The 1,200-nt window shown below is 45.2% G+C and carries 2 protein-coding genes; both read left to right on the plus strand.

The window, feature by feature from the left end; translation table 11 throughout:
- On the plus strand, positions 1-934 hold a 934-nt coding region (locus AC3AYF_RS21385; protein WP_487780480.1), incomplete at its 5' end, for a formate--tetrahydrofolate ligase.
- 81 nt (positions 935-1,015) lie between these two features.
- Positions 1,016-1,200 (plus strand): hypothetical protein (locus AC3AYF_RS21390; RefSeq protein WP_487780481.1); only part of this gene is annotated, 185 nt, incomplete at its 3' end.

Below are 1,200 nucleotides of genomic sequence, written 5' to 3' on the forward strand. Positions count from 1 at the left end.
CTTATTAAAAGAAGCTTTAAAACCAAACTTGGTGCAAACCTTGGAAAACAATCCGGCCTTTGTCCATGGTGGGCCATTTGCCAATATCGCGCATGGTTGTAATTCGGTAGTGGCCACCAAGATGGCATTAAAACTGTCTGATTATGTGGTGACGGAAGCTGGTTTTGGCGCTGATCTTGGTGCGGAAAAATTTATCAATATCAAATGCCGTAAAGCAGGTTTAAAACCGGATATGGCGGTGGTAGTGGCAACCGTTCGCGCCCTGAAATATCACGGTGGTGTTGATGTTAAAGATCTAGGCCCTGAAAATCTGACTGCTTTAGCACAAGGCATGGAAAATCTAAAACGCCACTTGACTAATCTACAACAACATTTTGGTTTGCGTTGCATCGTGGCGATCAATCACTTTGATAATGATACAGATGCTGAAGTTAACTTGATTAAGTCTACTGTTGAATCGTATGGTGCCAAAGCGGTGATTGCTAAACATTGGGCGCAGGGTGGTAAAGGGGCTGAAGAGCTGGCACATGAAGTGGTTGCGATGCTGGCTCATGAAGACAATAACTTTAAGTTGTTATACCAAGATGATGAGCCGTTGTGGGACAAAATCACTGCTGTGGCGACTAAGTTATATGGTGCCAAAGAAGTGATCGCCGATAAAAAAGTCATGGCTAAATTGCAACGCTTTAGTGAAACCCACGCCAACATCCCCGTATGCATGGCCAAAACACCCTACTCATTTAGCAGTGATGCCAGCTTACGTGGTGCCCCAACGGGCCATACCTTAACGATACGTGATGTGCGTTTATCACGAGGTGCCGAGTTTGTCGTCGCCTTATGTGGCGATATTATGACCATGCCTGGTTTACCCAAACGTCCAGCGAGTGAACGCATTGATATTGATGAGACGGGCACCATAAAAGGTTTATTCTAAATTTAATTCTGTCTAAGCTGAGAAACTTTAGCGTAAGCCTACTGGTCGGAGTGTCTTTAGCAATTAAACTGTTGGGGTGAGATGACTTCAAGTAAGCAATATGCTTTGTGGGAAAAGGACGAGCAGCGTTGGTCCGCCCTAATGAAGCAAAGTCAGGCAGGGGATGCCGCCGCTTACAACCAACTCTTATCCGAGTTAGGCTCAGTGATTGAAAATTATCTGCGCGCTAATTTTGGTCAGCTGACCGTATTAGAAGACTGTGTGCA

The organism is Salinicola sp., assembly GCF_982684285.1.